Origin of the sequence: Paenibacillus sp. FSL H7-0714, from assembly GCF_038003765.1 — a bacterium.
In the GTDB taxonomy this organism is placed as follows: Bacteria; Bacillota; Bacilli; order Paenibacillales; family Paenibacillaceae; genus Paenibacillus_AQ.
This window is the reverse complement of the sequence record NZ_JBBOPT010000001.1, coordinates 300526-324370: the sequence shown is the minus strand read 5'-3', so window position 1 is coordinate 324370 and position 23845 is coordinate 300526. Positions and strand designations below refer to the sequence as shown.

Here is a 23845-nt window from a genome sequence, read left to right as displayed (position 1 = left end):
GGTTATCTTAAATATTGTTTAAGCTTCAGCTCAGCTTTCCGGGTTATAATAGAAATAAGTTAAACCACAACCATCACAGACACTTTCAACAGAAACCATAGAACGTTATTCGTAAAATAAGAAAAGAGGACTCTAATGGATATAAAAAGAGTGATTATAGTAGGAACCGTAGTTATAGTAATGTCTTTCGGAAATGCTTGGAGTAGCCTTACTGCTAACGCAAGCTCGTCAACTCAATGGTCCACCACAAGTGTTGCGGATAAAGACGAATTATTATTGAAAGCCCTTAACCAACCCACAGATGATGATCTGTACGATGCCTTATATGACGGCAAATCACTTCAAGATATTGCAATAGAACAAAACACAGATATTGAAGATGTGATCGATCTACAGGTAACCCAGCTAACGGAACAGCTAGATTCACGACTAGCCTCTGGAAGCATTACAGCCGAGCAGTATGCAGCACACAAAGCGGAGCTGAGGGACATCGTTACGGAGAGTGTTCTAACTTCTTTCGGCTAAGAAAGATACATATAGTGGCCGTATAACATTTCTCCGCGCCAAAATAAAGAGGGTGATCCGAAAGCCATTGAATGGCTATCGGATCACCCTCTTCGTATATTCAACGCTATTTAACTGAATTCCTAAGTCTCTATCTTGTTATCTCTATTGATCTCCAGTATATCCAGGAAGAATACAAAAATTGGAATGCCGAGAATTAGACCCCATACACCCATATAGTGCTCAGAGAAGAGAAGTACGATAAAGGTGTAGAACATAGGCAGGTTCATTTTGGATGACATCAGTTTTGGATTTAAGAAGTAACCCTCGACAAAATGTAGTATGGCGATCATAACCAATACATATATCGTCATTGCTATGCCACCAATGTTGTAACCAATAATACAAAGTGGTATTAAGGAGATCACAAAACCTACAACTGGAATCAAACTAAGCAGGAAGATCATAATCGATAAGGCGAATAAATACGGAAAACCTAAGATCCAGAGTCCGATCACCGTAAAGCATGTATTAAACAGCGCGATCAGAATTTGCGCTTCGATCACTTTACCAAACGATGAGATGAATTTTCTACCGAAATACTCAAGCTCAACATAGAACCAAGAAATCTTGCTCTCTTTAAGACGGGCAGTGAAACTGACAATTCTGTTCTTCTCAAGGATAAAGACAAAGCTCAGAATGGTGGATAATACGAAGCTTGTGCCCCAATTACTTATTTTCAGGACGTATTCAAGACCATCTTTCACATAAGACTGGTAGTTCAAATCCTTAAGCTGGGCAAATAAATACTGCACGATTTCGTTCTGCGGAATGTTTGCAGGGGTTAAACTGGTCAGAAAATTAGTTAACTGCTTTATCTGTGTGAAGACCTTCGGTAAATAATTCACTAAGGTCACTACGATCAGAGCAATCAGAGCTAAATACAAAATAACAATAATGACTTTACTGTTGACCGCAACATATTTATTGATTCGCTTCGTGAGCAGCACCTGAAAGCTGTTCATTACATAAGCAATCAGAAATGTTAACAGTACTAAATTGAGCATATCTCTAATACTGAATAGCAGCAGGGCAACCAGCCCCAAAATAAAAAAACGCCGGACCGTTAAATTCGCGTAATAACGCTTAAATACTTCCATCTGTTCTCTCCATTCGCCTACCAATTAGTACTCTAATTATAGTCTACAGTAAGGAATTCACTTATAGCAACTAGTGATTCGCCCAAATTGGCGAAATTTCTCACTTTTTGTAAACTCCTAATGAACATAGGGAAAGCTGATATCCATTCCATACATTTCCTTAGCCGTTTATGAGCCTCCCGTTGTGTTCATTAACTTAACGATTCGACTCTTCTGATCGTAGTTAAGATCAATATGTAGATCCTTGCATAATTGTATAAACGGAACCATCAGGGTCCCTTTCCTCATTTCGGGCGCACTACCAATCAGAGCTACTCTTTGGTTATTCAGGGTTAATTCCATAGGCGAATCTATATGTTTAACCTGCTCAAGAGTTTGGACTGCAGTTAGACTCTGACTTCCCCCGTTGATCCGGGAGGCATTCCGGTCCGTTCTCGCATTGATCCCATCCTGGATTTTAAATGTTAGCGAAATTCCGAGTGAATCACATGCCGATAGCAATCGGTCATTGTATGATCCATAAGGAAAGGCAATCGCTGAATCGGTATTCCCCAGCTCTTCCTTCAGTCTTTGCTCCGCCTTGGCTAAATCACGAGTAACTCTGCTGTAGTACTCCGTATTCATTTCGTTTCTGTTCTCATCATCGATATATAACAAAGCACTGGCGGCTGGCCGCTCCCCACCCTCAGCATCTACGATACCATAATGGTGTAAATCGTACGTGTGACTATAGAATCCCATCCCGTCCCGCTTCATTTCCCGCATCTGCTCCCAATTGAGCTTCGGCACACTATTCGGATCTGGGTGATCAATCGTAGATACGATAACAAAATTCACTGCCGTATAGCCATATTTTTTGAGAATAGGAAAAGCCAACTCATAAAAGCTCTCATATCCATCATCAAAAGTCAGCAGCACCGCATTATCTGGAACCGTGCCGCCATTCAGCATAAATTCACGGTATTGTTCCATCGTAATCACGTGAAACCCTTCTTGCTTCAGCAGGTTCATTTGATCATCAAACCGATCGGCAGATAAGATCCAAGGAAACTGCGGCATTGGCTTCTCTGAAAGATGATGGTACATCAGCACAGCTACATGATCTCTATAGTAAATACCTTTCGGAAGTGCCCCCTGCTTCTGCCAGCCGATATGCATATTAAGGGCCTGTTCTGCTGCAGCCTTGGGAATCATTAGCTCATCAGGCGAGCCCGGATATGCAGCTACTGTCTTAATGATTTGACCGTTCACATCTATAGTAACTGCAGAAGACTCGTGTTGATTGTTGAAAATAGCAGCAAGACTTATTAGCAGAACAATGACTAAAAGTATCATATATTTTTTCGTATGCAATCTCTGAATCTCCTTAAAAAGATCTTTTATTCACTATGTAACTACATATTTGGTGACAGTTCCACCTACTTTTGGTTACATTTTCTTTTTTATTTTGTTTCTTATCATAAAAATAGGAGGCGAACCCTAAGCCTGAACTGACTTAAGGAACACCTCCCTCACATGGAGATCTATATATAATTATGTACATCTATGTGTAATTGTAGACGGTCTAGGACCTTCTCTTGTCTACAAAGTAATTATCTTCCCCTAGCTCGTCCACAAACTGCTGCAGCCAATCATAATATTGAACGGCATGCTCCAGCTTCTCCAGATCCTTCAGACAGAAGTGCCTCTCCTCCTCAGGCGTATCCACGGCATGAACCAATCCCTCCAGCTCAGGAATAACAACATCCAAGGCTTGCCTCATGACATCAATCTCCCGCTGCAGCTTCATTCCAAAAAAGTTCTTAAAGGTCTGAAAGAAATCTGTTTCCACTGCATACAGATCCTTTCGCTCCCGCTTCTCCTCCAGCTTGGTCACCATCTTGGAAGCCATCAAAGAACGAACTCCATAGCTCATATTACTCTTACTCATATTCATCACATTCTTCATCTCTTCAAGCGTCATCGGCCGGTCTTCAAAGAACATAATTCCATACAGCTGCCCGAATGAGTAATTGGCGCCATATAAGTCCATCGTCTGAGCAATTGCATCAATCATCGGACGCAGCAGCTGCTCGCGTGGAGATAAGTCTCTATTCTCTTCACCAAAGGCTACCTGTTTCATAGCTGCACCTTCATTCCACTTAGAATCTACTTTCTATTTTACACAAAATAGCAACTACTTTCTCTAATCTCTTAAATTTTTACATAATCTCGCATCGATCTTTACGCCCGCTTGACCACGCAGCTGCTCGATGAGTGTACAATTTTTTTTGAACGGAGGAGCTTTCCTCAGAATTATACCGCTAAAAACAGAAGATGGAATGGGGTATCGACAGAATAATGAAACGCACAAGATTTATAGGTGAGTTGAAACCGGTGCTCTTCACCTTGCCGGCAATGATTCCATTCGTGGTATTTTGGCTCGCGCCATTACTTTATGTATTTTATCTCAGCTTTACTGAATGGGACTTCATGAGCCCCGAGAAAACCTTTGTCGGACTAACCAACTATCTGGATCTGTTCAGCAATCCCGCCTTCTATAAAGCGCTAAGAGTAACCTTGTTATTCTGTGCGGGAAGTGTACTGCCCGTTATTCTGATCGGACTTGGACTTGCACTCCTGATGAATGGGAAGCTGAAAGGCTCCACCCTCTATCAGGTATTGCTTTTCTCCCCTTGGGTCACGCCGACCGTTGCGGTATCCATTGTCTGGTCCTGGATCTATGAACCTGAAATTGGCCTTGCTAATACTGTACTTGACCTCTTAGGTCTAGAAAAAATCGGTTGGCTTCAAGATCCTAAATGGGCACTGCTCGGCGTTCTGCTCGTGACGATATGGAAATCGGTAGGCTGGGCGATGATTTTTTACTTGGTGGCACTACGCAATGTCCCCACCAATCTGTTGGAAGCCGCTGAACTGGATGGAGCAAATGCTGTGCAAAAATTCAACCGTATTACTTTACCGCTAATCTCGCCAACGACACTGTTTCTGTTCATCGTACAGATCATTGGTGCCTTACAGGCATACGACCAGATTAACGTACTGACACAAGGTGGACCTTCGGGATCAACACGTACCTTGCTCTATATGTATTATCAGTCTGCCTTTGAAGCCTTTCAGATTGGAGAAGCCTCTAGTGTCGCAATGATTCTGGTATTTATATGTATGCTGCTCTCCGTAATCTCACTAGAGGTTAGTAAACGGACAACCCATTATCAATAACTACTGCTGTAAAGGAGAACGACTGATGAATGCAACGACCGTACGAGTGGGCAAACTGGCCCGCCATCTATTTTTTGCAGCTATTGCACTGATCATGGCCTTCCCCTTCTATTGGATGGTTACCAGCGCCTTAAAAACCAATGATGAAATCTGGCAGTCTCCGCCGACGATCTGGCCGAAAGAGCCGCTGTGGGGTAACTTTTCAGCCGCCTGGCACGAAGCCCCTTTCTTTAGATATATGGGCAATAGCGTATTTGTCGCCGTTTCGATTGTTATTTTGCAGGTGATAAATTCCGGGATGATGGCCTATGCGCTTACGCATATGAAATTCCGCTTCAGAGGGCTGTTCGCAGGTGTCATTCTTTTCGGCTATATGGTCCCTGCCACCGCCGTTTATCTTCCCGGATATCTGGTATTGTCCCAGCTTCATCTACTGGATTCATATGCCGGGTTGATTCTATCTAACTGTGTAAGTGTCTTCTCTATCTTTCTAATTCGGCAAGCCTTCCTTCAGGTTCCCCATGAGCTGGTAGAGGCTGGAGAAGTGGATGGTTCCTCGCATATGCGGATTCTCTGGACCATTCTTGTCCCCATTACACGGTCTTCCTTTGCTGTGCTAGCCCTGATCACCTTCATTGATCAGTACAATAACTATTTCTGGCCAATGCTCATCACCAAAGATCCTAATCTACAGCTGGTCTCGGCCGGTCTGCGTAGTTTCTTCACTCAAGGAGGTGCTTACGGATTGAAATGGCCGCTGATCATGGCCGCTAGCGCATTCACCATCGCCCCGTTGCTGCTAGTATTTCTACTAGCTCAGAAAACGATCATGCAAAGCGTCAACATGACCGCTGGTTCCAGCAAAGGATAAGCTAACTATTCTATTTAATAAGAGGAGAATGATGATGAACGTATTGAAGAGACTGTCCGCCTTATCTTTGGTTGCCGGATTTACAATGTTAACAGCTTGTGGAGGAAATGCGAGTACAGGTAATGTTACAGCGGCAAATGGAGCTTCTTCCTCCCCCTCCGCAGAGGCTGCGCCTACACAAAATGCACCGGTAACGATTGAGTTCTGGTATGGTCTCGGCGGTAAGCTTGGTGAGAATATGGAGGCACTGATTCAGAAATTTAATGCCTCTCAGCAAGAGGTCATTGTCAAAGGTATCGCGCAGGCAGACTACACTGAAACCGAGCAGAAGCTGCAAGCGGCGATTGCTACAGGAAAAGTGCCTGCTGCTGCTCTCTCCTCAAACGTAGATTGGGCCCGCAAAGGATATTTCGCACCGATAGATGAGCTTATGGCATTGCAGCCAGATTTTAATAAAGAGGATTTTGTCCAAACCTTTCTAAATCAGGGCCAGGTTGATGGCAAGCAATACTTCCTGCCGATGTATGGAACAACACAGGTTATGTACTATCGCAAAGATGCTTTTGAGAAGAACGGAATTGATGCGAGCACATTGAAGACTTGGGAAGACCTAGCTGCCGCAGCTGCGAAAATGACCGTGAAAGACGGCGGCAAAACCACCTTCTTCGGTTGGGAGCCTATGTGGGGTTCAGGGAACATGATTGATGCCGTGCTCAGCAAAGGAGGCACTATTCTTAGCGAGGATGGGAAACAAGTCATGATCGACTCTAAAGAGTGGATCGAAACCTGGGATTTGTTCCGCAAATGGATCCACGAGGATAAGATCATGCGGATTCATTCAGGGGGTCAAGGCTGGGAATATTGGTACAAAACAATTGATGATGTAATGAAGAATCAATCCGCAGGCTACACCGGCTCCAGTGGCGATCAAGGTGACCTCGACTTTAGCATTGTTTCTGCTATGGAGCAGCCAGGCTGGGCAGGGATTGGCGAGGGCAAACCCGTAGCCCAAGCACTGATGGCCGGCATTCTATCTAAAGCTAGCGACAGTGAGAAACAAGCGGCTATGAAATGGCTAACCTACTTCACAAATGCCGAGAATACTGCCTCTTGGTCCATTAATACTGGATATATTTCGGTGCGCCAATCCGCATTGCAAGACCCGGCGTTTGTGTCATTCAGTGAAAGCAATCCACAGATTAAGGTTCCGTTGATGCAAGCTTCTCATGGCTCTGCACCATTCCAAGATCCTACTGGCGGCAAAATCAACGATGCGCTGAAAATCGCCGCTGATAAGGTGCAAATTGAGAATATTCCTGCAGCACAGGCACTTAAGGAAGCACAGGAAACGGCGCAAGCAGCGCTTGATAAACTAAAATAAAGGCGGTGGAGTTCATGTCTGAGCTCATCACGCCACAAGGCAGATACGCTGTAGTAGCTATTCTATTCGACAAGGATGGTACGCTGCTCCAGTTCGTATCCCTCTGGGGCAGCTGGGGCGAGTGTTTTTTAGAGCGATTCACGAAGGATATGAAGCAAAGAGGACTACAGATTCCAGAAGAACAGCTCCCTGCATTAATGGGAACTATACACAATGCCCAAGGAAGCATTATCGATTATGATCGGAACGGACCCCTGGCTATGGGGACTATGAGTGATCTCTATGCCATCCTGTCATGGCAGGGTTATCTGCAAGGTTTATCGTGGGCGGAGTCCATGGAGCTTGTTCATCAGTGCCGTCTGGAAGCGGATGTTATGTTGGAAGAGAAACGCCCCGTTCACTCGCTGCCGGGTATTCATCGTTTCCTCGATGAGTGTGCGAGTGCTGGTATCCCTCTCGCCGTGGTGACCGCAGATGAAACAGATGCTGCAGAGAAACATCTCCAATGGCTCGGCATACGGCACTATTTCTCCGAGGTAATTGGAACAGACCTTGTGGATCAGGGTAAACCTTTCCCCGACATGGTGCAGCTTGCCTGCGAAAGGTTGGCCGTTGAACCCGCGCACACAGCAGTTATCGGTGATACTAATGGGGATATGCGAATGGCTAAAGCAGCGGGTGTGCAGGTAGCTATAGGTATCACTGAAAATGAAGACATTAGTGCTTCGTCGCATATTCTCCCGGATGCAGATCTCATTGTGCGATCTTACGCTGAACTCAGCATCGAGGTTACTTCCCTGTGAAAATAGAAGGAATATGGGCATGGATGTTTCTGATGCTAGCGATTGTGTTCGAACTCTCAGGGACCATCTCAATGAAAATATCTCAGGGGTTCACTCAGCTCTGGCCTTCCGTGCTCATGTTTCTGTTCTATGGAGCCAGCTTCACCTCCCTGAATTATGCCCTCACCTCTATTAAGGTAGGCGTTGCTTATGCGATATGGTCAGGGGCGGGAATCATCCTTATTTCTTTCATAGGAGCCCTATTCTTCGAAGAAAAGCTAACCCTGTCCTCCCTACTATGGATAGCCGTTATCCTAACCGGGATCATAGGACTGAACATTAGCGGGAAGGCGCATTAGTGAACAGCCACAGTATTTCATAGATTCATAAGATGAAGGGGGATGCCTAAACATGAGCGCGAACACATTACCTGAAGAGAAGCCTGTTATTACCTTTCAGATCATCACGGATACGCATGTCACCGCTGACCGAAATCATGAGTACAATCTTAACTTTGAGCTGGCGCTCCGTGATATAGCCGCACATGGAAAAGGTAGCAGTGGGATTATGCATATCGGTGATGTCACAAACCATGGTTTTTCTGCTGAATATAAAGAAATGCTTCGTATCATTAATCAACATAAGGTTGACTTGCCCGACATTACTTTCACTTTAGGTAATCATGATGTAGGCCTCGGGATTTGGAAGTCTCGCTTAGAGATGTATACGTCACAGACTGGAATGTCTGGACCCTATCATGATCACTGGATTAATGGCTATCATTTTATCTTTCTAGGTACAGAAAAAGGATTACCTAAATTCTGTCATCTTTCCTCTAAGCAGCTTGATTGGCTGGAGCATAAGCTTGGGGAGCAAGCTTCACCGGATCAGCCTATCTTTCTTTTCCTGCATCAACCGCTTAAAGATACAGTAGCTGGATCGTTAGAATCACAAGATTGGTATGGTGTCACTCAAGATAAGGAATTAAAAGAGATTCTTTCGAGACACCCCCAGACCTTGTTATTCACTGGTCACACCCATTGGGAGTTAGAGGTAGACAACACTATGTACCCTGGCCATGGAGAGATGGCAACAATGTTTAATGCTGCTTCTGTCGCCTACCTTTGGACAAACGAAGATAAGCATAAGACAGGCAGCCAAGGCTTCTATGTGGAAGTATATAGAGATAAAGTGCTTGTCCGGGGCAGAGACTTTAAGACAGGAACCTGGATTGAAGCTGCACAATATGAGGTTGCTTATACAGCAGTAAACGTATAATGAAACTCCCCGCAGCAAGCTGCGGGGAGTTTCATTCTGTGAATTACACGCACAAGGATTAGCCGTACCGCCACGCTCTGCGTTATTCATCCCATGCTTCTAACAGCTTCGGAATGCCTTCTACAAGAAGCTTGTGGTATACCTCGGAAATATCTTCAATATCATCCGTATTCGCCACACCCAGCAGCGTCTGCATAACGATCCCGTCAATAGCTCCAATCAGCAATGAGGCAATGGCTTTATTGTATTTCCCGGGTTGTTTTTCGTACAAGCGTTGTAACAGCTCCTCGGTATGACCAATCCATTTCTTATACTTAACTTTCAATTGATTGGAGATTTCCTCGTTCCCGAGTATCGCTTCCTGGGCAAGATAGAACTGCATTCGATTGTCATCTATTTTGTTAAAACGATCTTTCACATTCTCGCTGATTTGCTCAATAACTTCCCCGCGGCTATACTTCCCTTGCTGTACCTCCTCGGCAATTCTCGTAGATACGGATAGACTGCGATCCATCGCATCATAAAGAATCTCTTCTTTACTATTGTAATGATGATACAACGCCCCCGTGCTAAGCCCGGCTTCATCGGCAATTCTCCGCATAGTCGTACCCGCAATACCCATTCGATAGATAACACGATTCGTCGCCTCAATAATATGTAATTTTCTATCCTCAGACATAAACTCCCCGCCCAACTGAATCGCTTATTGCGATTTATTTTTATATGAAAAGAGTACTGAATCTAATTTGTTTTTTGTGTGTTAATTAGCACAGACAGAACCAATTAATTCCTAATACAATAAAACCGAACAGTTGTTATGTTTATGAATTAACCAAGCATTGTAGGGTTGAAGCTCAGTATCGGCAACAATTGATTGCGCTTTCACAAAAAAGGAGGTTTATCATGGATATTCCTGCATGGCAGTACGGCGTTAGTATGATCGGCTACATAGTTCTGCTTCTTATTGTTGTCAGTATCATGCGCAAGCATTATAAGTTTGCCCACTGGTTCTGGATTGCTTCTTTACTAACCTTTCCCTTATGGCTTATGGGCGGTGTCGAAGGCTGGTTTCGGTGGGCCAAGATTTTAAGTGTAATTCTTCCTACGATATTTGTTGGATTCATTCGTATTGCTAACTACGAGAAACGAAAAGGACCGTTCTGGAATGGGTTACAGAAGGATTGGGTGTTGTGGTTCGTATATGGCGTTCTATTCCTTAATATCATGGAAGCGACCATTAAAGACTTTACGATGGGGAATACATTCAATGCGCTTACCGGCCTCCTATTATGTATAACCATCCCTTTTGCGCCAAAATATTGGAAGATTTCTACTGAATCACACGGCGATCTCATTGCATATACGACAATCGGCTGGAACTTCCTCTATACAACTTGGAATGCAGCCTTCGTCTATGCAGAGAGTCCGAAGTTCTTTGCAAGCTCGCTATGCATTCTTCTCGCAGCCGAGCTCTATCCCATCATCAAACGCCGCCCAGAACTCTACATCATTGCGCGGGTCTATACATTAGCGGCACATTTACTTCTACGCGCCTGCTTCGTTAGCCTGTTCCCGACACTAATGGATGCTTCATCGTGGTACAATGCAGACGTCATGAACTATTGGGGAATCATCAACTTTATTATGATTGTTCCATTTGTATTCTGGCATATGTGGCAGCTGCACACCGGCAAAGCAGAAATCAGCTTCCGGCGTGGCCGGATTGAAGTGAACTAACCAAGAACGCCCTTATCCTTTCCATGAGGAAAAGGTAAGGGCGTTCTTTCTTTATTTCTTCTCTGCTCGGAGAGGTTATCGTTGAATCGGCTCGATCCGGTAGCTTGCGTTAGCGCTGGCATCGTCTTCCACGCCGGCTCCACCGTGAATCTGCCAGCCGAATGACAGCACAGATTCCAGCCGGTTCTTCTCGGCTGTCGTCAATACTATTTCTATGGCTTCTTTACCCTCTTCAAGCTCCAACTCTGCCTCTTTACCAAGAACAACCCATATCCAGCTACGAATGCCACGAATCGTGTTGTACTTGATCTGATAGCCTGTCTTCACCGCTTGCTCGAACAATTCTGGCTGCTCCGCTTGTAAAGTGGTCAACTGCTTATAATCAAATTCGTATTCACTCTCGTCAACGGGCAAATCGCCCTCCGCCACTTTACGAAGAATATCCTCATTGGACCAGCCCAAAGCGCGAAGTGATTCTACCAGTAAAGCATCCCACTGGGATAACTTTACCCGGTTCAAATTGTCTGACATCCTGATTCCCCCCATACCTGTATATAGATTCTACTTATTCCGTGAAATCATAAGCAACATAATGACCCGGACTAACTTCCTGCAATGTAGAGGTCTCAGCCCTGCCGTACTCTGCCGAATATCCATCTAAAATAATTCTCTGATTAGCCCGCTTAGGGTCCGTCTCCAAAATCGAAGATAGCAGCGCCTTCGTATAAGGATGAATAGGGTTCTCGTATAGTTCGTCACTTTCGGCTACCTCTACGAGACGACCGCCATACATCACGCCAATCCGGTCCGAAATATGCCGTACCATCGACAGATCGTGCGCAACAAAGAGGTAGGTCAACCCAAATTCCGACTGCAAATCCTCCAGCATATTCACTACCTGAGCCTGAACAGATACATCCAGCGCTGAGATCGGTTCATCGCACACTACGAATTCAGGTTTCACAGATAATGCTCGAGCGATCGAAATCCGTTGGCGTTGCCCACCACTAAATTCATGAGGAAAGCGATAAAGATGCTCTCTTTTTAAACCCACCTTATCCAGCAGTGCCGCAACTGCCTCTATACGCTCGTCGCCTTCGTGGATCCCGTGGATCTTCATAGGCTCGCTAATCAAATCAAGAACATTCAGACTTGGATTCAGCGAGGAATATGGATCTTGAAAGATCGATTGAATCCGTCTGCGAAAAGGCTTAAGCTGCTTCTCTCCAAGCTTGCTCAGCGGCTGCCCGTCAAAAGACACTTCACCATCTGTATAGTCATATAATCGCAGCAAGCAGCGTCCAACCGTGGACTTGCCGCTCCCCGACTCTCCGACCAGTCCAAAGGTCTCCCCCTGACGAATCTGAAAGCTTACGCCATCTACCGCCTTAAGCACAGATGTATTACGTCCCCATATATCCTTGCCTTTGGAGAAATGTTTCTTCAGATTATTTACGTCCACTAGAATCTTATTATCACTCAACAGAACCGCCCCCTTCAACACCAGCTACGGCTGAAGTCTCCTGCACACCGTCTGCCAGCCAGCACATCGAACGATGGCCAGGCGATAATTCGATGACTGGAGGACGTTCGCTGCAACGGGCAAAAGCATTAGGGCAACGTTCCATAAATGGACAGCCCGAAGGAGGATTCAGCAAATCCGGAGGTGTGCCTTCGATAGGGACAAGGCGTTCCCGCGACTTGCCGTCACGTTTTGGAATCGAGCGAAGCAGACCTTTCGTGTAAGGATGCTGTGGGCGATAAAAGATATCCTCTACCGTGCCCTCCTCCATCACAAGTCCACCATACATTACGATAACCCGTGTACATACCTGTGCTACCACACCCAAGTCATGGGTAATGAGCGCTACAGCTGTACTGGTATTATTTTTCAACTCTTTAAAAAGATCGAGAATTTGCGCCTGTATTGTTACATCGAGCGCAGTTGTCGGCTCATCCGCAATCAATAGCTCTGGCTTACAGGAAAGAGCCATGGCGATCATGACCCGCTGGCGCATCCCGCCGCTGAATTCATGCGGATATTGCTGCAGCCGCTGTTCAGGATTATTAATACCTACCTGACGCAAGATGCTTGCTGCCTCTTTAAGCGCTTCTTGCTTATTTAAACCCCTGTGCCGACGGATGACTTCCGTAAGCTGCTGGCCGATTTTTTTTACAGGATTAAGAGAGGTCATGGGGTCCTGAAACACCATTGCTATACGATTGCCGCGTAGCTTTCTCCACTCTTTTTCCGAAAGGTTCGATAAATTCTCACCACGAAAATTAATATTTCCACCGATAATTTTACCCGGAGGTGTAATTAACGACATAATCGCCTTGGCAGTTACACTCTTCCCACTACCAGATTCTCCGACGATTCCTACCGTCTCACCAGCATCTATATGAAAGCTAACGCCGCGAACTGCTTGATTCTCTCCGTCCCTTGTATGGAACGAAACCTTCAAATCCTCGACAGACAATAGCCGTTCCGTCATGATGTCTTCACACTCCTATCTTCGGATCAGCTTCGGTTCAAAGCCTACCCGCAAAATATCACCCAAAACATTAAAGCTCAGTACCGTTAATAGTATCAATAATCCAGGGAATAAAGCCAGATATGGCGCTTGAGCGATATATCCCTGCGCATTGTTAAGCATACTGCCCCAAGTCGCATTCGGAGGCTGTACCCCGAACCCGAGGAAACTTAGGGACGACTCCATCATTATCGCCGAAGCGATATTATTCGTCGCACCTACAATGACAACAGGCACTAGCCCCGGAAGAATATGACGCCAAATAATTCCGAAATTGCTCTGTCCGGAGGCTTTTGCATAGAGTACATATTCGCGTTCCTTAATCGTCATCGTCTCTGCCCGAATGACACGGGCGATATTCATCCACATTAATAGAGCAATAATAATGATGATATTCCCAACACTCGGCTTCAGAAATACGCTAAGCAGCAGCAGAACTAAGAAAGAAGGAATGGACAGCACTACATCAAGCATCCGCATGAGAAGATTATCAACCCATCCGCCAAAGAATCCACTGATTACGCCCACCGTCACACCTATGCCTGTAGCAATGATCATTGAAGCAAAGCCAACTAGCAGCGATACCCGGCCACCATATAATGCGCGGGCAAAATAATCCCGGCCATAGTCATCCGTCCCGAACCAGTGATCGGCTCCCGGCGATTTCAGACGTGCCAGAACATCCATCGCATTCGGATCATGTCCAGATAAAAAAGCAAATATAGAGCCCAGTGAGAAGATGATTAAAGTAATGAGGGCTGCGACGCCCAATTTATTCGTAAATAGCTCATCTCCAACACTTTTCCATTTACTGCGATTCATGAGGTCACCTCGTTAATTTAATTCGTGGGTCCACGAAGCTATATAGAATATCCGCGACCAGATTACCGATGATCAGCATTAAAGAGGAGAATAGAGTAATTCCCATAATCACGGGGTAATCCATCCCTTTAACTGCAGTCATCCCCAAAGAGCCAATACCTGGCCATGAAAATACTGTTTCTGTAACAATTGCGCCTGCCACCAGATCACCCATAGACATCCCGAGCAATGTAATTACAGGAAGCAACACATGCTTCATTACATGACGGAACAGAATCGTTGTCTTGTTAGATCCAAAAGCATATTGAATCTGCACGTACTCTTCTTTTAGCTGTCCAATGGTACTAGAGCGAATGTATCGCACATAACCAGCCAAGAATCCAAAAGCAAGCACGGTGCAAGGCAGGATACCATGCTTGAATACATCAAACGCCGATTCCACACCAATCGTTCGCATCCCCATAATAGGAAGCAGATGCAGCTTAATCGCGAATAAGTACATTAGTAAGATGGCAAGCCAAAACAAAGGCACGGATATTCCGACATAGGATAAGAAATTAATCAGCTTATCTACCCAGCGGTTCCGGTTTGCTCCAGCAATAAGACCGAGTGGAATCGCCAGCAAAACAGCGAGACCGATCGCAGAACCCATCAAACCTGCCGTTGCAGGCAGGCGTTCTAGAATTTGATCCAATACTGGCTGATGATTCACTAGGGAATAACCGAAATTCCCCTGCAATATTTCTTTAATCCAGATTAAATATTGAATGTAGGCTGGCTTATCCAGCCCAAGGTTATGCCGGATGCGCTCAATATCATCTGCGTGCATATTCGGCGTAACGAAGGATAATACCGGATCCCCCGGAGCCAGCTTAATCATCGCAAAGCACACAACCGAAACAAAAAACAACATCGGCAGGGTTTGCAGTAATCTTCGGACGATAAGTTGTCTCATACGTTTATTCTCCCAGTTCTGTATCGGTAAAAAAGTAAGCTGGATAACCCAGCTTACTTTTTCCCGTTTTTATTTAAGGTAGATTTTCGATAAATCTTCAAAAATAACGACAGGCTTCAAGACTGCTTCTTCTAGACCGCCGTAGTTCTTGGAGACAGCTACAATAGTCTTAGTATTAGCAATTGGATAAATCGGTGCATCGTCAGCAATGATCTCTTGGATCTTCTTATAGATCTCACCACGTTTAGTCACATCTGCTTCTCCTGCACCTTCATTGAACAACTTATCGACTTCAGCATTATTATAATGCGAGTAGTTAGAGTCAGCAGTAGAAGTATACAAAATTCTGTAAGCATCAGGATCGTAACCCATAATATAACCTGCAATCGCAAGTTCAAAATCTGTTGAATTCATATCGCTGAACTTCTGACCATATGCCGAGGCATCCATATTTTGCAGTTCAACTTCAGCGCCAATGGCCTTTAGCTTTTGCTGCACGTATAGTGAAATGGCTTCCTGAGCTTTATTACCGCTCGATACAATCAATCTCAATTTCAGATCGCTAACCCCTGCCGATTGCAGAAGCTCTTTCGCTTTTTCCACATCATTATCGAAAGAAGGTACGTCATTAGTATAGAACAATGCATCCGGAGTCAAGAATGACTTCGCCGGGTCAGCATACTCGCTAGAGGAATAAGCAGCCTGAATGATTTCATCACGGCTTAGTGCTAGAGACAAGGCTTGACGAACTTCTTTTTTAGCAAGAGCACCTCTATCGCTGTTCGCGTTGAACAACAGGTACGACAATCGGCCTTCACTATAAGGAAGAATTTCGAAATTGTTCGAAGCTTCAATCGTTCCAACATCCTGTGGATCTAGATATTTAATGTTGATCTCACCACTCTGAAGTGCGAGATTCGCAGCATTCGTATCTTTAGCAATCCGGTACGTAACAGAATCAAGATGTGGTTTGCCGCCAAAGTAGTTATCAAATCTTTCTAATGTAACATATTCGCCCGCTTTATATTCCTTAAATTTAAATGGTCCAGATCCAACAGGATTAGCATTCTTGGTGCTTTTCTCTAGATCCGTCTCATTCTCAAAAATATGCTTTGGAATTGGAAATACTTGCACTAGTGTAGCTTCAAAAGCTGGGCTGACCTGCGGAAGCTTGAACTCTACGGTCAGATCATCCACCTTAACGGCCTTAACGGGTTTATCACCGATGAATAAGTTCGCTCTCAACATGCTGTTTTGCTTCTCATCGAGGATACTATCAATCGTGAACACGACATCGTCAGCAGTAAGCTTTTCTCCGTCATGCCATGTCAGTCCGCTTTTCAGCTTCAACGTATAAGTCAGGTTATCTTCTGAAAGGGTCAGGCTGTCTGCCAAGTAGAAGGTCTTCTTACCATCATTTACTTGGAACAGTGGAGCATATAGCGCTTGGTCAATCGTAAGACTGACACGGTCACCCGCGTAGTTCGGATTTAGAATAACAGGATCAGCAGCGACTCCAATAATCAAGTTGCCTCCATCTTTTATCTCAGTGCTTGCTGTCGTTCCATCATTAGTAGCAGGTGTCTGATTTGTATTTGTAGAAGTGGCGGTGTTCCCTCCGGAGCACGCACTAATCAAAAATGTTAACAAAATCAAAGTAATAACTCCAGATAATCCTTTACGCATAAGTTTCTCCCCCGTATTCTATGTTCTGCGTTGCTCATGTTTTTTTATATTGTATATCGGAATACTAGGAATTACAATGGATAGCATTTCACATTAATGTAATATTGAGGGAATCGATTGACGGTTTATCCATAGCGCTCATCCTTTGCTGTTCATATTGTCATCTAATTATTCGGTTATTGTACAGCAGATCGTTACGAATTAATACATCTAATACTCATTTACTTTACAGAACTTTGAAAAATAAGGATTATTGCCGCTCTCCTGTAAATATATTGAGAACATAAGGATCATCCAAGGAAAGAGGGGCGTTCCCCAAGGAGGCGGCAATGACGGAAAACAAGATTCGCGTATTGATTGGCAGTCCAATCCACCAGAAGCCTATGGTTTTAAAAGAATTTCTGAATTCCCTACTTCGTCTGAATATTGCCGATATTGAGCTGGATTTCCATCTAGTTGATGATAATGATGATGAGGAGTCAAGTCGGCTGCTCCAGGAATTCCAAAGCATGGGTGATCATATTTATCTTCAGAGCTCCGGCTTTCACGATGCGTATATTCGCAATGATACTACCCACTTTTGGAACACCAACTTAGTCTGGAAAGTAGCCAATTTTAAGAACCTCATGATCAACCGCGCCCAAACCTTGAACTATGATTATTTATTCCTTATTGACTCTGATCTCATTCTCCATCCTGATACCCTCAGACATCTAATAGGTACGAACAAGGATATTATTTCAGAGGTATTCTGGACGCAGTGGCAGCCAGAGACTATGTTTCAGCCGCAGGTATGGATGCACGACGAATACAATCAGTGGGAGCTACTGCCCGGTGAAAAACTGCAACCAGAGGAGATTAATCGCAGATTTCATGAATTCATAGCAAAGATGCGAATTCCCGGAATCTATGAGGTGGGCGGACTCGGGGCTTGTACATTGATTAGTCAGCATGCGATAAAAGCTGGAGTCAGCTATAATCAAATTCGCAACATTTCATACTGGGGAGAAGACCGTCATTTCTGCATTCGTGCCGCAGCCCTTGGCATCCCCTTGTTCGTCGATACCCATTATCCGGCGCTACACTTGTATAGAGACAGTGATTTGAGTAAAGTAGAGGATTTCATCAAAGAAACTACGGAGACCAAAGCTGAAGCCACTGATACTGAGAACAGTTCATCTACGGACGAAGTACCTGCATCAGTAATGCCGACACCCACAACAGACAATCCAGACAACGAAAGCTCCAAGGAGGCAGTCCCCCCAGCCAGAAAACGGCCCAAGCTAACCCTCACCATGGTTGTGAAAAATGAAAGTGGACGCTTTCTGCGACAGGTTCTGGAAGAGCATCGCAAATACATCGACGAGGCCGTCATTATCGATGATGGCAGCACCGATAATTCAGCAGCTATCTGCCTGGAGGTGCTTGAAGGCATTCCCGTCCATCTCGTGCACAATACCATATCCAAATTCAGCAATGAAATTGAGCTGCGAAAGCAGCAATGGGAAGAGGTTCTGAAGACGAATCCCGAGTGGATTCTAAGTCTGGACGCAGACGAAATCTTTGAAGCGAGCTTCGCGGCAAATATCGAACCCCTGCTGTACGCTGACGAGGTCGATTTATTCTGTTTCCGTCTCTATGATTTATGGAACGCCACCCATTACAGAGAAGATATTTACTGGCGCTCTCATTTGAATTACCGTCCTTTTTTGCTTCGTTATAAAGAAGACTTCAACTATGTATGGAATGAATCTCCACAGCATTGTGGGCGATTCCCGGAGAATGTCTTCGAGCTTCCCCACCAGCTAAGCAACTTGCGACTCAAGCATCTAGGTTGGTCGAAGGCAGAATTCCGCTTAGAAAAATATCTGCGTTACATGCTCCTTGATCCCGATGGCCAATACGGCTGGAAGGAGCAATACCTGTCCATTCTGGATGAACACCCTCATTTAATACCTTGGGTGGAATGAGGGTAATCATAAAAAGGACGTCCACAAAACCTTGGTGGCTTTGTGGACGCCTTTATTTTTACATAGTATCAACATCTGGCTTTATAATGCTCACCGTCAGGCCGCCGCCGGATTCGTCTACTTGAATCACCGTACCTTCTGCGGCTTCACCAGCAATGATCGCACGTGCCACACGGGTCTCCAGACTTCGCTGGATGAAGCGTTTCAGCGGTCTCGCCCCATACACTGGATCAAAACCTTCCTTAGCGATAAAACGTACCGCGGGTTCAGTCAACTCAAGACCAATCTGCCGGTCAGCAAGACGTAAACGTAATCCGTCCACCAGTTTGTCCACGATTTTCTCGATCTCGCCCAGGGTCAACGGCTTGAACATCACAATATCGTCAACCCGGTTCAGAAACTCTGGACGGAAATGACCAGTTAGTTCCTTCATTACGCTATCCTTGGCAGCCTCCGTAAGCTGCCCCTTCTCATCGGTGCCTTGAATCAGATGTGGTGAACCGATATTTGAGGTCATGATAATGATCGTGTTCTTGAAGTCGACCATCCGGCCCTGCGAATCGGTCAGCCGTCCATCATCAAGCAGCTGCAGTAGAATATTAAATACATCGGGATGCGCCTTCTCCACTTCATCGAGCAGCACTACTGTGTAAGGCTGACGCCGTACAGCTTCTGTAAGTTGGCCGCCCTCCTCATATCCAACGTATCCCGGAGGTGCACCGACTAGGCGAGAAACACTGTGCTTCTCCATATACTCCGACATATCGATACGGATCATGCCATCTTCGCGATCAAAGAGAGAGACCGCGAGCGATTTAGCCAGCTCCGTCTTCCCTACCCCAGTCGGACCGAGGAACAGGAAGGAACCGATCGGCCGATTCGGATCTTTGATCCCGGCTCTTGCCCGAAGCACGGCATCGGCCACCAAGCTGACAGCTTCATCTTGGCCCACAACTCGTTCATGCAGCGTTTCTTCCAGACGCAGCAGCTTATCCCGTTCGCCTTCAACCAGTCGGCTAACCGGCACACCCGTCCAGCGCGATACAATATCTGCGATTTCCTCCTCAGTTACAGCTTCACGCAATAATCTTGTATCCTGATCCTGCTGTGCCGCTTCTTCCGCTGCTTTCAATTGCCGCTCCAGATCAGGAATGATGCCGTAGCTCAATTCGGCTGATTTATTAAGATCGTATTCCTCCTGTGCATCGACCAAATCCTTACGGGCTTGCTCCAGCCGTTTTTTGAGGTCGCGGATGCCTTGAATCGCTGACTTTTCCTTCTCCCAACGCGCCGTCATCCCAAGCTGCTTCTCCTTGAGATCGGCGAGTTCACGTTGTAAGATTTCCAGACGGCGTTTGCTGGCGTCATCGGTTTCTTTTTTGAGCGCCGCTTCTTCAATCTCCATCTGCATCAAACGACGGGTCACTTCATCCATCTCACCCGGCATGGAATCAATCTCTGTACGGATCATGGCACAAGCTTCATCTACTAAGTCGATCGCTTTATCCGGCAAGAAACGATCCGTAATGTAGCGGTTAGACAGAACGCCTGCAGCGACGAGGGCGCTGTCATGGATTTTGACTCCATGATGGACTTCGAACCGTTCCTTCAGACCGCGTAGAATGGAGATCGTATCCTCTACATCCGGCTCGCTGACCAGTACCTGTTGGAAACGGCGCTCCAGCGCAGGGTCCTTCTCTATATACTTGCGGTATTCATCGAGCGTTGTGGCACCAATACAGTGCAGTTCGCCGCGTGCCAGCATCGGCTTCAGCATATTGCCCGCATCCATCGAGCCTTCGGTTTTACCTGCGCCTACAATCGTGTGCAGCTCATCAATAAAAAGAATAATACGGCCGTTACTTTCACGAACTTCCCTAAGTACCGCCTGCAAGCGTTCCTCGAATTCACCTCGGAACTTCGCGCCTGCTACAAGGGAACTCATATCCAGCGAGAAAATCGTCTTGTCCTTCAGCCCCTCCGGCACGTCTTTGCGTACAATCCGGTGAGCCAAGCCTTCCACAATCGCTGTTTTACCTACACCTGGCTCACCGATCAGCACAGGGTTATTCTTCGTTTTACGGGACAGAATTCGGATCACACGACGTATCTCAGCGTCACGTCCGATGACTGGATCGATCTTACCCGCGCGAACCTCTGCTACAAGATCACGTCCGTATTTCTCCAGCACCTCATAAGTAGCCTCCGGCTCCCGACTCGTTACACGCTGATGCCCACGAATCTCAGCAAGTATAGACATCAGCTTCTCGCGTGTTAATCCACGACTGACAAAAAGATCACGCAGCTCACGATTATCCCTGCTCGAATCCGACACCATGGCCAGCACGGCATGCTCTACCGAAACAAACTCGTCTTGCATCTTCGCTGCTTCTTTCTCCGCCTGTTCCAGCAGATGAATCAGCGATTGCGAGGCATAACGCCGTACTGTGCTTGCTCCTGATCCGCTTATGCTCGGCTTGCGCCCAAGCAGTTCATCCGTGCTGCGCAGCAGCTCAGCTACGGGGACGTTCATCTTTTGCAGCAATCTTGGCAGCAAGCCTTCTTGCTGCTGGAGTAACGCTTTTAAAAGATGGAGATTATCGATCTCCTGATGTCCGCTTTCTGAAGCCAGCGACTGCGCCGCAGCCACTGCTTCCTGCAGCTTTTGAGTAAGTTTATTGAAATCCATAGCTCTCTCACCTTTCTATTTAGGAATGAAATATAGGATCGGCCGTTTTGGCCGGGATAGACTAATTTAGCGGGATTAATACCGCTGAATTGGGGCGGATGAGCCGTATTTGGTGCTATCTGCGGGATTAATCCCGTTCATTTGGACGGATGAGCCGCATTTGGCGCTATCTGCGGGATTAATACCGTACATTTGGACGGATGGGCCGCATTTGGTGCTATCTGCGGGATTAATACCGCACATTTGGACGGATGGGCCACACTTGGCGCTATCTACGGGATTAATACCGTACATTTGGACGGATGGGCCGCATTTGGCGCTATCTGCGGGATTAATACCGTTCATTTCGGGTGATCAGCCGAATTCGGCTCATTCTGGGGGATTTTTACCCCTCTTTTCGCTCATCGAGCCGAAATCGGCACCTTTAGAACACTTTTACCCTTCCTTTTCCCGACACTTCTCACAGGTCTCTACTATAGTTAGTTTCTAATTAAGTTACTTTTCTACTACTAGCACTCTATTCATACAAAGTTACCTCTACCTACCTATTTAATTACCCACTTTTGCCTTCGGGCGCTGCGCACTAGCGCTTTGACGTTTAGCTCTAGCCTCGAAATGGCTGGATTCAGCCAGTTTACGGTACAAATTCTTCTCCGCTTCGCTGGTTGGCTCAGGGACAACAATCTCAATACCAAATAAAATATCACCGTTCGCACCATTCTCACGCTTCAAACCTTTGCCTGGGATACGCAGCGTTTTACCACTTTGAATTCCTGCAGGAATCTTCAATTTCACGGCACCGCCACCCGGTAATGGAACCTTCACCTCACCACCCAATACCGCTTGCCATGGAGCAACTTCAACTACACCGTATAAATCGCCACCTCGAAGCTCGTATATATCATGAGGAAGAATATGAAGTGCCAGCAGTATATCGCCACCTGGAGCTATGCCACTCTGAGTGTTCCCTGCGATTTTTAAAATCGTGCCTTCACTAGATCCCCGCGGAACTTGAACATCCACAGTTTTATCACCGATCTGCACTCTTACAGTTGCTCCCTTATAGGCCTGCTCCAACGTAATATCCAGCTGCGCCTGCGTCGAACTACGCGCCTCACCCCATGGATTGCCGTTCGAACGCCCACTACCACTACTAGAAAAGAAATCAAAGCCAGCGCGATCCGCCGATCCCCGATTCCCAAAAAACATTCCGAACAAATCTTCCTCCGAAATGCCAGAACCTCCTGCAGAATAAGTTCTGCCGCTCCAGCTTCCACCATAGTTTGAATCCCACGAAGAGGCCCCGCTCGACGCACCTCCACCAGCTCTACCACGCTGAGCCCCATAAAGCAGCTCCTCATCGTAAAGCTTGCGTTTCTCCTCATTGCCCAGCACTTCATAGGCTTCAGCCGCTTCTTTGAATTTCGCCTCTGCCTCAGAGGCTTTGTTCACATCGGGATGCCACTTCTTGGCCAGCTTTTGATAAGCCTTTTTAATTTCCTGTTTAGTTGCTGTTTTGCTCAAGCCCAAAGCATCATAATAGCTTTTGTTAGCCACTCGGATTCCTCCTTTCAACGCTTGATTAAATACAACTCATCGTACGATTCCGAGAAAAGACGCACCATAGCCGGAATCCTCCACTACAATGCGCCTTTTATTCATAACACTATATTAAAAGCTCGCTGCCTATCTCTAAGATGCTGAGCGGAAACTATTACCGCCTAAATTATGCTTATTCAGACTGCGATGCGCTAGAAGCTCCGTCTTGAATCTCAATGCGTTTCCCTTGTGGTTTTTGCTGTTTTGGAACTTCCAGCTTCAGTAATCCGTCTTTCAAAGACGCGCGAATCTCTTCCACTGCAATATCCTGAACATAGAATCTGCGAACATATTCACCATATCGACGTTCTCTACGTACAATTTGATGATCCTTGTTCTCCTCCGCATTCTCTTCCTTCCGCACCGCTTTAATCGTCAAGTAAGGGCTGGCATAATCAATGTCGATTTCTTCTTTTTTAAAGCCAGGAAGTTCAGCTTCAATCAGGTAAGCCTGCTCACTCTCGCGAATATCAGTTCTGAAGGACATCGTGGAGCTCTTGATCGGTGCAAAAAAATCATCATTAAAAACATCATTCAAAGACTTAGCCAGCATACCAAAAGCATCATCTCTACGTTTACCAAAAGGAACCAAATCAAACATTATCCATTCTCCTCTCATTGACTTTGACTTTATTTGACCTATGACCTTATTATA

The 23845-nt window shown here is 45.8% G+C and carries 23 protein-coding genes; 10 read left to right on the top strand and 13 right to left on the bottom strand.

The window, feature by feature from the left end; all coding sequences use genetic code 11:
- Positions 1 to 135 precede the first annotated feature (135 nt).
- Positions 136 to 525, top strand: a complete 390-nt coding sequence (locus tag NST34_RS01480; protein WP_076299921.1) for a hypothetical protein — start codon at positions 136 to 138, stop codon at positions 523 to 525.
- A gap of 122 nt (positions 526 to 647) precedes the next feature.
- On the opposite strand, the gene NST34_RS01475 is transcribed toward NST34_RS01480, so the two are convergent.
- The 3 genes from NST34_RS01475 to NST34_RS01465 all read right to left on the bottom strand — a co-directional run bounded on the left by NST34_RS01475 (position 648) and on the right by NST34_RS01465 (position 3786).
- Entirely contained in the window at positions 648 to 1664 is a 1017-nt protein-coding gene (locus NST34_RS01475; RefSeq protein ID WP_042184192.1) for an AI-2E family transporter, read from the bottom strand.
- 168 nt (positions 1665 to 1832) lie between these two features.
- Entirely contained in the window at positions 1833 to 3017 is a 1185-nt protein-coding gene (locus NST34_RS01470) for a polysaccharide deacetylase family protein (RefSeq protein ID WP_076299922.1), read from the bottom strand.
- A 211-nt stretch (positions 3018 to 3228) separates the two neighbouring features.
- On the bottom strand, positions 3229 to 3786 hold the full coding sequence (locus NST34_RS01465; protein ID WP_341059012.1) for a GbsR/MarR family transcriptional regulator: 558 nt from the start codon (positions 3784 to 3786) through the stop codon (positions 3229 to 3231).
- A gap of 218 nt (positions 3787 to 4004) precedes the next feature.
- Here NST34_RS01465 and NST34_RS01460 point away from each other — a divergent pair, with 218 nt between their 5' ends.
- The 6 genes from NST34_RS01460 to NST34_RS01435 are packed head-to-tail and all read left to right on the top strand — an operon-like array spanning position 4005 to position 9198.
- Positions 4005 to 4886 carry a carbohydrate ABC transporter permease gene (locus NST34_RS01460; RefSeq protein ID WP_341126985.1) on the top strand — a complete coding sequence of 294 codons (882 nt, stop codon included), beginning with the start codon at positions 4005 to 4007 and terminating at the stop codon, positions 4884 to 4886.
- A 25-nt stretch (positions 4887 to 4911) separates the two neighbouring features.
- A complete protein-coding gene (locus tag NST34_RS01455; protein ID WP_042184188.1) occupies positions 4912 to 5757 on the top strand; it encodes a carbohydrate ABC transporter permease in 846 nt (281 codons plus the stop codon).
- Positions 5758 to 5791: 34 nt separating this feature from the next.
- A complete protein-coding gene (locus NST34_RS01450; RefSeq protein ID WP_149646375.1) occupies positions 5792 to 7138 on the top strand; it encodes an ABC transporter substrate-binding protein in 1347 nt (448 codons plus the stop codon).
- 14 nt (positions 7139 to 7152) lie between these two features.
- On the top strand, positions 7153 to 7941 hold the full coding sequence (locus NST34_RS01445) for an HAD family hydrolase (RefSeq protein ID WP_341126984.1): 789 nt from the start codon (positions 7153 to 7155) through the stop codon (positions 7939 to 7941).
- The gene (locus tag NST34_RS01440) at positions 7938 to 8279 is read left to right on the top strand and encodes a DMT family transporter (RefSeq protein WP_445667647.1); all 342 of its coding nucleotides are present in this window, start codon (positions 7938 to 7940) and stop codon (positions 8277 to 8279) included. The genes NST34_RS01445 and NST34_RS01440 overlap by 4 nt, the downstream gene beginning before the upstream one ends.
- A gap of 52 nt (positions 8280 to 8331) precedes the next feature.
- Complete coding sequence (locus tag NST34_RS01435; protein ID WP_341126983.1) at positions 8332 to 9198, top strand: metallophosphoesterase family protein; 867 nt, start codon at positions 8332 to 8334, stop codon at positions 9196 to 9198.
- 82 nt (positions 9199 to 9280) lie between these two features.
- On the opposite strand, the gene NST34_RS01430 is transcribed toward NST34_RS01435, so the two are convergent.
- The gene (locus NST34_RS01430) at positions 9281 to 9877 is read right to left on the bottom strand and encodes a TetR/AcrR family transcriptional regulator (RefSeq protein ID WP_076285089.1); all 597 of its coding nucleotides are present in this window, start codon (positions 9875 to 9877) and stop codon (positions 9281 to 9283) included.
- A gap of 224 nt (positions 9878 to 10101) precedes the next feature.
- Between NST34_RS01430 and NST34_RS01425 the strand changes: the two genes are divergently transcribed.
- On the top strand, positions 10102 to 10935 hold the full coding sequence (locus NST34_RS01425) for a hypothetical protein (protein WP_042184178.1): 834 nt from the start codon (positions 10102 to 10104) through the stop codon (positions 10933 to 10935).
- 75 nt (positions 10936 to 11010) lie between these two features.
- Here the strand turns inward: NST34_RS01425 and NST34_RS01420 are convergent, their stop codons facing one another.
- From NST34_RS01420 to NST34_RS01395, 6 genes are all read right to left on the bottom strand, one after another.
- The gene (locus NST34_RS01420) at positions 11011 to 11466 is read right to left on the bottom strand and encodes a hypothetical protein (protein ID WP_076285088.1); all 456 of its coding nucleotides are present in this window, start codon (positions 11464 to 11466) and stop codon (positions 11011 to 11013) included.
- A 34-nt stretch (positions 11467 to 11500) separates the two neighbouring features.
- A complete protein-coding gene (locus tag NST34_RS01415) occupies positions 11501 to 12421 on the bottom strand; it encodes an ABC transporter ATP-binding protein (protein ID WP_143759515.1) in 921 nt (306 codons plus the stop codon).
- Positions 12411 to 13430: an ABC transporter ATP-binding protein gene (locus NST34_RS01410; RefSeq protein WP_341126982.1), complete on the bottom strand. Its 1020-nt coding sequence runs from the start codon at positions 13428 to 13430 to the stop codon at positions 12411 to 12413. Before NST34_RS01410 ends, NST34_RS01415 begins: the two co-directional genes overlap by 11 nt.
- Positions 13431 to 13445: 15 nt before the next feature.
- Entirely contained in the window at positions 13446 to 14291 is an 846-nt protein-coding gene (locus tag NST34_RS01405) for an ABC transporter permease (RefSeq protein ID WP_042184173.1), read from the bottom strand.
- Positions 14292 to 14295: 4 nt separating this feature from the next.
- Entirely contained in the window at positions 14296 to 15246 is a 951-nt protein-coding gene (locus NST34_RS01400) for an ABC transporter permease (RefSeq protein WP_042123467.1), read from the bottom strand.
- Positions 15247 to 15315: 69 nt separating this feature from the next.
- On the bottom strand, positions 15316 to 16932 hold the full coding sequence (locus NST34_RS01395) for an ABC transporter substrate-binding protein (RefSeq protein WP_076299927.1): 1617 nt from the start codon (positions 16930 to 16932) through the stop codon (positions 15316 to 15318).
- Positions 16933 to 17261: 329 nt separating this feature from the next.
- Between NST34_RS01395 and NST34_RS01390 the strand changes: the two genes are divergently transcribed.
- Complete coding sequence (locus NST34_RS01390; RefSeq protein WP_076299928.1) at positions 17262 to 18902, top strand: glycosyltransferase family 2 protein; 1641 nt, start codon at positions 17262 to 17264, stop codon at positions 18900 to 18902.
- A 58-nt stretch (positions 18903 to 18960) separates the two neighbouring features.
- Here NST34_RS01390 and clpB read toward each other — a convergent pair whose 3' ends face one another.
- The gene (gene clpB, locus NST34_RS01385) at positions 18961 to 21591 is read right to left on the bottom strand and encodes an ATP-dependent chaperone ClpB (RefSeq protein ID WP_341126981.1); all 2631 of its coding nucleotides are present in this window, start codon (positions 21589 to 21591) and stop codon (positions 18961 to 18963) included.
- A 192-nt stretch (positions 21592 to 21783) separates the two neighbouring features.
- Between clpB and NST34_RS01380 the strand changes: the two genes are divergently transcribed.
- Positions 21784 to 21945, top strand: a complete 162-nt coding sequence (locus NST34_RS01380; RefSeq protein WP_341126980.1) for a hypothetical protein — start codon at positions 21784 to 21786, stop codon at positions 21943 to 21945.
- Between the two features lie 195 nt (positions 21946 to 22140).
- Here NST34_RS01380 and NST34_RS01375 read toward each other — a convergent pair whose 3' ends face one another.
- Positions 22141 to 23148, bottom strand: coding sequence for a J domain-containing protein (locus tag NST34_RS01375; RefSeq protein ID WP_341126979.1), 1008 nt, complete (start codon positions 23146 to 23148; stop codon positions 22141 to 22143).
- A 175-nt stretch (positions 23149 to 23323) separates the two neighbouring features.
- Positions 23324 to 23791, bottom strand: a complete 468-nt coding sequence (locus tag NST34_RS01370) for an Hsp20/alpha crystallin family protein (RefSeq protein ID WP_076286640.1) — start codon at positions 23789 to 23791, stop codon at positions 23324 to 23326.
- Positions 23792 to 23845 lie beyond the last annotated feature (54 nt).

Bases quoted from the DNA above. Each gene is read 5' to 3' on its own strand.
- NST34_RS01480 (WP_076299921.1), top strand. From the start codon at position 136: ATGGATATAAAAAGAGTGATTATAGTAGGAACCGTAGTTATAGTAATG.
- NST34_RS01475 (WP_042184192.1), bottom strand. From the start codon at position 1,664: ATGGAAGTATTTAAGCGTTATTACGCGAATTTAACGGTCCGGCGTTTT.
- NST34_RS01465 (WP_341059012.1), bottom strand. From the start codon at position 3,786: ATGAAACAGGTAGCCTTTGGTGAAGAGAATAGAGACTTATCTCCACGC.
- NST34_RS01460 (WP_341126985.1), top strand. From the start codon at position 4,005: ATGAAACGCACAAGATTTATAGGTGAGTTGAAACCGGTGCTCTTCACC.
- NST34_RS01455 (WP_042184188.1), top strand. From the start codon at position 4,912: ATGAATGCAACGACCGTACGAGTGGGCAAACTGGCCCGCCATCTATTT.
- NST34_RS01450 (WP_149646375.1), top strand. From the start codon at position 5,792: ATGAACGTATTGAAGAGACTGTCCGCCTTATCTTTGGTTGCCGGATTT.
- NST34_RS01445 (WP_341126984.1), top strand. From the start codon at position 7,153: ATGTCTGAGCTCATCACGCCACAAGGCAGATACGCTGTAGTAGCTATT.
- NST34_RS01435 (WP_341126983.1), top strand. From the start codon at position 8,332: ATGAGCGCGAACACATTACCTGAAGAGAAGCCTGTTATTACCTTTCAG.
- NST34_RS01430 (WP_076285089.1), bottom strand. From the start codon at position 9,877: ATGTCTGAGGATAGAAAATTACATATTATTGAGGCGACGAATCGTGTT.
- NST34_RS01425 (WP_042184178.1), top strand. From the start codon at position 10,102: ATGGATATTCCTGCATGGCAGTACGGCGTTAGTATGATCGGCTACATA.
- NST34_RS01420 (WP_076285088.1), bottom strand. From the start codon at position 11,466: ATGTCAGACAATTTGAACCGGGTAAAGTTATCCCAGTGGGATGCTTTA.
- NST34_RS01410 (WP_341126982.1), bottom strand. From the start codon at position 13,430: ATGACGGAACGGCTATTGTCTGTCGAGGATTTGAAGGTTTCGTTCCAT.
- NST34_RS01405 (WP_042184173.1), bottom strand. From the start codon at position 14,291: ATGAATCGCAGTAAATGGAAAAGTGTTGGAGATGAGCTATTTACGAAT.
- NST34_RS01400 (WP_042123467.1), bottom strand. From the start codon at position 15,246: ATGAGACAACTTATCGTCCGAAGATTACTGCAAACCCTGCCGATGTTG.
- NST34_RS01395 (WP_076299927.1), bottom strand. From the start codon at position 16,932: ATGCGTAAAGGATTATCTGGAGTTATTACTTTGATTTTGTTAACATTT.
- NST34_RS01390 (WP_076299928.1), top strand. From the start codon at position 17,262: ATGACGGAAAACAAGATTCGCGTATTGATTGGCAGTCCAATCCACCAG.
- clpB (WP_341126981.1), bottom strand. From the start codon at position 21,591: ATGGATTTCAATAAACTTACTCAAAAGCTGCAGGAAGCAGTGGCTGCG.
- NST34_RS01370 (WP_076286640.1), bottom strand. From the start codon at position 23,791: ATGTTTGATTTGGTTCCTTTTGGTAAACGTAGAGATGATGCTTTTGGT.